Consider the following 6,646-nt stretch of genomic DNA (forward strand, 5'->3'; position numbering starts at 1 on the left):
CAGGACAAACGGAGGAGGATGTAGGGTATTTCGCTAAAGCGGAGGGAATGGCTCAATCAAGCAGAACGGGCACTGCTTGGTCGGCGAATAGGTCGCAAACGCCTGTAGGAAAGAGGTTTACCCGCGATCGCGGGCAAACCGGATCAGCCCGCGTGAGAGTGGCCGTCAAGCATCACGTGACGCCAGCTCCTTGAGCTTGATCTCGGCCAGCGGATGTCCGGCCTTGGCCGCCATCTGCCACCAACGCGCTGCCTCGGCAGCATCAGGGGCCTTGCCCGGTGTTCCGGCAAGGCTGATCACCCCGACCTGATAAGCCGCTTTACCGTCCCCCGCCAATGCGGCAAGGCGCAACAAACGTACGCCCTCTTCACGGGCACCGAGGCCTTGGCCACGAAACGTCAGGATGTGGCCGTAGAAGCTTTGCGCACCGACATCACCGAGGTTCGCCATGCGCGCGAACTGGCCTTCAAGCCAGCTCCAGCCACGTGGCTGACGGACAAACCATGACCAATGAAACAGCCTGCGTGCCAGCCAGTAACTGGCACGAGCCTTGAGTCGCCAGAGCATTCAGGCCTCCGCTGATTCGGGGTATTCGTACTCAAATACCCGCACCACTTCCGACGCATGCCAGGACGCGGCAGCCACGCCATCGGAAGGTCCGGAGAAACGCCCCAGTCGCTCGACGCATTCGAAGAACCCGGTGCGCGGCAGACGGCTGGCGCCCTGGCTGATGACCAGCGAACTGCGCAGCGGCTGCTCGGCCCGTGCATCCAGAGCCGCCAGGTGCTCAAGGGCCGCAGTCAGGGTTTGCATGGCCGGGCTTGGCAACTGCAAACGTTCAAGCAAAGCGCGATAAGTCAGAAGATGACGCTGGCGGCGGGCCTGATCCAGCTCGCCGATTAATCCGTCCCAATGTTGACGACTGATGCGTACGCTCACGATTCATCCCTCCATCCCGGCACCGTCAATTCCCAGGCCAGGCTGCGGCGAATCGCTGCGTCAGGTTGACGCTCGCCACTTTCAATCAAGGCCAGGTAAGACGGGCTGATGCCTACCGTGCGGGCCAGCGCCTCGATGGCGATGCCCTTCCCTTCGCGCAAACTGCGTAGTTGATCCAGACCCGGAAGAACCTGGTCTGCTGCGGCCGCGTGACGGACTGTCGCTTCACGCGGTGGTTGTTCAGTGACGCCTGCTGCTTTCAATAACGCTTGATACTGAGCCCACGGCAGAACCGCATATTCGGGTTCGCCATCACGTGCAATTATCTGAATATCCATGACTACCCCGTAGGACAACAACACTTAGCGAGTCAGCACTTTTCCTTAGAAGTGTAATCCTAACAGCCGCCAAGGTCGCGAGGGGCGATCAATCTATGGATGAACCTGATTCAAATCAGGTTTTTTTCGGGCCTTGCAGTTGTAATTGCTCCGGCGTATCCGGCAAGCGCTCCACGACCGCAAGCTTTTCTGGACTCTGGCGGTCGCGCCAGGCACGGAAAGCGTTCAGTTCGTCATCGAGGGTTTTCATCACCCAGGCCAGCACGGCGATGTCATCGAGCATGCCAAATACCGGGATGAAATCCGGGATCGCGTCGAGCGGGCTGAGAAAGTACATCAGCCCCGCCACCACGGTCAGCATCGACTTGCGACTGATGTCCCGATACTCACCGCGCCAGTACGCAAGGCACAATGCCTGCAGCAATCGCAGGTCGTCTTTAAGCTTGCCCAAACGGTTACCCTGGCTCGCGCCTTTCCTGGCGACGGCAAACAACAGGGCCGGTAATCGCCCACGACTGAGCAACCTTCCCGCCAAGGGTAGAAATCGAGCGAAATTCCAGGGTGCTTTCATCATCTCTCTCGCTGAAATGTTATCCACACAAATTGTGGATAACCTTGTGAACAGAGCCGCTTTTCACGCCTGAAGGCCCCGTCTTACAAGGGCCCGGCTCAGATCGGGCGTTTTTTACTCACATAAAAAAACCCCAATATTTCATTGACTTGGCAACCTGCTGCGTTTAGCTGCGGCACCCTCAATGCTGTGACTCCACTCCACTGCGTCCGTTCGCTTGAATTGTCGACCACTGAACGCCAGATGCAACAACGCCCCGCATGAACGGGGCGTTGTTTTTATAACAGACGCTGATTACTTGGCGGCGTCTTGTTTTGCCGGATCTTTGATCGCCAGCAGTTCCAGGTCGAATACCAGCACCGAATTGGCCGGGATTGCCGGGCTAGGGCTTTGTGCGCCGTAGGCCAGGTCGCTAGGGATGTACAGTTTGTACTTCTCGCCAACGTGCATCAGTTGCAGACCTTCAACCCAACCCGGGATCACGCCGCTGACCGGCAGATCGATCGGGCTGCCGCGCTCGACGGAGCTGTCGAAAACGGTGCCGTTGGTCAGCTTGCCAGTGTAGTGAACAGTCACTACGTCAGTCGGCTTAGGCTGTGGGCCGTCGGCTTTCTTGACCACTTCGTACTGCAGACCCGAAGCCGTGGTAACGACACCCGGCTTCTTCGCGTTGTCTTCGAGGAATTTCTTGCCGGCAGCTGCCGACTCTTCGCTCATCTTGGCCAGACGCTCTTCAGCGCGCTTTTGCAGCGCAGCGAAAGCTTCGACCAGTTCGTCATCCTTCAGTTTCTGTTCTTTCTTGCCAACGGCATCTTCGATGCCTTGGGCTACGGCTTTGGAATCCAGGTCATCCATACCTTCCTGAGCCAGGCTCTTGCCCATGTTCAGGCCAATACCGTAGGAAGCTTTTTGCGCCGGGGTTTTCAGCTCGACGCTGGACTGCGAGTCACAACCCGCAAGTACCAGGCTAACCAGGGCCACCGCCGCCGCCAACCGATGCTGTTTCATGCTATTTCCTTGTTCATGCGCCTAAAGGGCAATCGAATAAAGCCGCGAGCTTATCAGGCCGCCACGACCAATGGCTACCGGCATGAGAGCAGGAAAGCTCCGATAAGTTCAGGTCTTTTAACGCATTTTGCGAGGGGTGGTCATGAAGCTTCTGTCAGCTTCTTCTCAGCGTAATAAACGTCGGTTCCTACAGCGTCCGGCGTAATGGCCACTTGCCGCGCATCCGAAGCTAAGGCATAACAACGCTATAAATCGACAAGGAAGTCTAACTTGCGCCTCTTGATCCGTGTGCTGTTACTGATAATCACCCTGCTGGCAGTCGCTCTGGCGGTGGTCCTGTATTACGTCGCCAACCCGAAGCTGCCGGCCTATACGCCAGTCGAGCAGGTGAACTACCTCGAGCAGTGGGACGCCGCCGACCGCCAGACCTACTACTTCACGCCGCAGGGTACGCAGGTCAAAGGCCTGCGCTACAACTGGTTCACAGCACYTGAACTGCCGTTCTCGGAGCAACGCTTTGCCACGCCCGAATACCTCGCGCGTTTTGGTTTTCTGGTGGATCCCGCCCAGAAAGCCACGCCGAACAACCCCGGCAACCTGCCCGTCGGCTTCGCCCGTCATCAGAATCCAGGCAGTAAAGAAGAGTTTCTGGATGTTACCTGCGCCGCCTGCCATACCGGCGAGCTGCACTTTAAAGGCCAGGCAGTACGCATCGACGGTGGCTCGGCCCAGCACGTATTGCCTTCCAGTGTCCCCACTCTGCGCGGCGGCAGTTTCGGTCAGGCATTGGTCGCAAGCCTCGCCTCGACCTACTACAACCCCTGGAAATTCGAACGCTTCGCACGCAATGTACTCGGTCAGGACTATGACGCCCAGCACTCACAACTGCGCCAGGACTTCAAAACGTCGCTGGATACCTTCTTGCGCGCTGCCTGGAATGACACCCACCGCGGCCTCTACCCCACCGAAGAAGGCCCGGGCCGTACCGACGCTTTCGGTCGTATCGCCAATGCCAGTTTCGGCGACGCCATTTCGCCGAACAATTATCGAGTGGCCAATGCGCCCGTGGACTACCCCCAGCTATGGGATATCTGGAGTTTCGACTGGGTGCAATGGAACGGCTCAGCCCAGCAACCCATGGCACGCAACATCGGCGAAGCCCTGGGTGTCGGCGCGACTCTGAGCTTCTTCGATGCCGCCGGCCAGCCGCTCAAGGGCGACGATCGCTACCCTTCCAGTGTGCGAGTACGTGACCTGCAACTGATCGAAGAAACCCTGAAGCGACTCAAACCTCCGGCCTGGCCCGAAGCATTGCTCGGCAGCATCGACAAGCCGCTGGCCGCCAAGGGCCGCACGCTGTTCGCCGAGAACTGCGCCGGTTGCCATGTACCGAACGTGACGGTAACCAACGGCCGGCCAGAACAGAAACTGAAGATGTTGCCGGTGGACGTCATCGGCACCGACCCGGGGGCCGCCAACAACATCGCCGACCACCGTTTCGACCTGAGCGCGCTCAAATGGGACCTGGCCGAACTGGCGAAACTGGACGTCAAACTGCACCCGGCGCCTGCCGGACCACTGGACCTGAGCAAACTCTCGGTTGCCAAAGGGTTGGCTTACGTAACGGCCTTCGTCGAAAACCGCGCTTACCGTGACGCCAACGTCACACCTGAAGAGCGCCCTGCCATGGATGGATTCGGGCTGCCGATTGGCGTTCGTGAACTACGCGCCTACAAGGCACGACCGCTGGCGGGCGTCTGGGCGACGCCACCGTTTCTGCATAACGGTTCGGTGCCGAATATCTACCAACTGCTCTCGCCGCAGGATGAACGTGCAGCCACCTTCTATAGAGGCACGTTCGAATACGACCCGCAGCACCTGGGTTATCGCACTGAAGCCTTCAGCAACGGTTTTGAGTTCGACACGCGAATCACCGGCAACCACAACGGCGGTCACGAATTTCGTGCAGGCGAACGAGGCAACGGGGTCATCGGCCGTCTGCTGCAAGCACAAGAGCGCTGGGCGCTACTGGAATACCTGAAAGTGCTTGGCGGTCCTTTGGAATCGCAACTGCCATGACCATCACCTCAGCCAAAAGGACTTGCGTATGTTGATCACTCTTTGGCTGCGCATTGGCGTACTACTAGGCAAAGCCCTGCTGCTCCTGTTGGGACTCGGCTTGCTGGGCTGGGCAGTGGCGACAGCCTGGTTCGCCTGGCATCACAGCGGCCCGGTCTCCGCAAACGAGCGCATTCCGGCCGGTGAAGCGGCAATGACGCAGGAGATCATCCAGACCGCCGTGCGCATCGTCGACCAGCACCGCGAAAACACTCGCTTCCTGCGCGATGCCCACGCCAAGGCGCATGGCTGTGTAAAAGCCGAGGTTCAAGTGCTGGCCGACCTGGCGCCTGAACTGCGCCAAGGTGTCTTTAGCGAAGCCGGCAAGACCTGGCAAGCTGTCTTGCGCCTGTCCAACGGTAACGCCTATCCACAATTCGACAGCGTCCGCGATGCCCGAGGCATGGCGATCAAATTGCTTGATGTACCGGGAACGCAGCTACTCAAGGATCAGCAGAGCCGCAGCGAGCAGGACTTCGTGATGTTCAGCCATCCGAACTTCTTCGTCAGCAATGTCGCCGAGTACCGTCAGAACGTCGCGGCCCAGGCGGATGGCAAACAGGTCATGGCGTTCTTTCCGAGTTGGGATCCGCGCAGCTGGCAGGTTCGTCACCTGTTCATTGCCTTGGCGACGCTGGCGCCAGCACCGGCCAGCCCGACCCAGACCACTTATTTTTCCGTCTCGCCGTATAAATTCGGTACGGCCAATGCCAAGTTCCGCGTTGCACCAGACCCTGGCAGCTGCCCCGACTACACCCTGCCTGCGCAGAATCAAGCACTGCCAAACTATTTGCGCAGCGCACTGAATCAACAGCTGTCGACGGATCGGGTGCCCGCGTGTTTTGTCCTGCAGATCCAGCGCCAGGATCCGACCAGGTACATGCCGATCGAGGACACCAGCATCGAATGGCGTGAAAGCGATGCGCCGTTTGAAACCGTGGCGCGGATCCGGATCCCTGCCCAGGACTTCGACACGCCAGCGCTGAACCTGCAATGCGATAACCAGTCCTTCAACCCCTGGTTTGGCCTGGAAGCCCATCGCCCTATCGGCGGTATCAATCGGCTACGTAAAGCGGTGTACGAAGCGGTCAGTGATTACCGGCACGCGCGCAATGCCGAACAGTGACCCACGAAAAAAGCGACCCAAGGGTCGCTTTTCCATCGGAGCAATGACTTGATAAAACCCTAGACAGCAAAAAGCCCGCATTAAGCGGGCTTTCCGTGGTGACCTGGCGTTCAGTGTTCCAGGTTACCGAATATGGCGCAGCGGACGGGACTCGAACCCGCGACCCCCGGCGTGACAGGCCGGTATTCTAACCGACTGAACTACCGCTGCGCGTAGCGTTGAAAGTAAGTGGTGGGTGATGACGGGATCGAACCGCCGACATTCTGCTTGTAAGGCAGACGCTCTCCCAGCTGAGCTAATCACCCTTTACCTTCGTTGCGGGGCGCATTGTGCCACAAAAATTCATAACGTGCTGATTTAATTAAGAAAAATATTAAAAAAGCTGAATTTCAATGAAACAGTGCACATCGCATGGAACTCTTACAGCAAAAAGCCCGCGTTAGCGGGCTTTCCGTGGTGACCTGGCGTTCAGTGTTCCAGGTTACCGAATATGGCGCAGCGGACGGGACTCGAACCCGCGACCCCCGGCGTGACAGGCCGGTATTC

Annotated in this window: 7 protein-coding genes and 2 tRNA genes; 2 read left to right on the top strand and 7 right to left on the bottom strand. The window is 58.6% G+C overall.

Annotated features, from left to right (window positions below; genetic code table 11):
• Positions 1 to 165: 165 nt before the first annotated feature.
• From AC1DIH_RS20910 to AC1DIH_RS20930, 5 genes are all read right to left on the bottom strand, one after another.
• Positions 166 to 567, bottom strand: coding sequence for an SEL1-like repeat protein (locus AC1DIH_RS20910; protein WP_477773118.1), 402 nt, complete (start codon positions 565 to 567; stop codon positions 166 to 168).
• Positions 568 to 939: a hypothetical protein gene (locus tag AC1DIH_RS20915; protein ID WP_019693066.1), complete on the bottom strand. Its 372-nt coding sequence runs from the start codon at positions 937 to 939 to the stop codon at positions 568 to 570. It lies immediately after the preceding gene.
• The gene (locus AC1DIH_RS20920; RefSeq protein ID WP_019693067.1) at positions 936 to 1,277 is read right to left on the bottom strand and encodes a helix-turn-helix domain-containing protein; all 342 of its coding nucleotides are present in this window, start codon (positions 1,275 to 1,277) and stop codon (positions 936 to 938) included. Before AC1DIH_RS20920 ends, AC1DIH_RS20915 begins: the two co-directional genes overlap by 4 nt.
• A 115-nt stretch (positions 1,278 to 1,392) precedes the next feature.
• On the bottom strand, positions 1,393 to 1,848 hold the full coding sequence (locus tag AC1DIH_RS20925) for a YkvA family protein (protein WP_145021842.1): 456 nt from the start codon (positions 1,846 to 1,848) through the stop codon (positions 1,393 to 1,395).
• Between the two features lie 294 nt (positions 1,849 to 2,142).
• Entirely contained in the window at positions 2,143 to 2,856 is a 714-nt protein-coding gene (locus AC1DIH_RS20930; RefSeq protein WP_427530414.1) for an FKBP-type peptidyl-prolyl cis-trans isomerase, read from the bottom strand.
• Positions 2,857 to 3,126: 270 nt separating this feature from the next.
• On the opposite strand from AC1DIH_RS20930, the gene AC1DIH_RS20935 reads away from it, so the two are divergent.
• Together AC1DIH_RS20935 and AC1DIH_RS20940 are read left to right on the top strand one after the other, a co-directional pair.
• Positions 3,127 to 4,935, top strand: coding sequence for a di-heme-cytochrome C peroxidase (locus AC1DIH_RS20935; RefSeq protein WP_477773119.1), 1,809 nt, complete (start codon positions 3,127 to 3,129; stop codon positions 4,933 to 4,935).
• 28 nt (positions 4,936 to 4,963) lie between these two features.
• Positions 4,964 to 6,100 (top strand): catalase family protein, encoded by a 1,137-nt coding sequence (locus AC1DIH_RS20940; RefSeq protein ID WP_477773120.1) that lies wholly within the window; start codon positions 4,964 to 4,966, stop codon positions 6,098 to 6,100.
• Positions 6,101 to 6,233: 133 nt separating this feature from the next.
• Here the strand turns inward: AC1DIH_RS20940 and AC1DIH_RS20945 are convergent.
• Both AC1DIH_RS20945 and AC1DIH_RS20950 read right to left on the bottom strand, forming a co-directional pair.
• Positions 6,234 to 6,310: transfer RNA gene (locus AC1DIH_RS20945), tRNA-Asp, on the bottom strand.
• 19 nt (positions 6,311 to 6,329) lie between these two features.
• Positions 6,330 to 6,405 (bottom strand) — tRNA-Val (locus tag AC1DIH_RS20950).
• Between the last annotated feature and the right edge of the window lie 241 nt (positions 6,406 to 6,646).

Source organism: Pseudomonas sp. 05N36 (genome assembly GCF_056397385.1).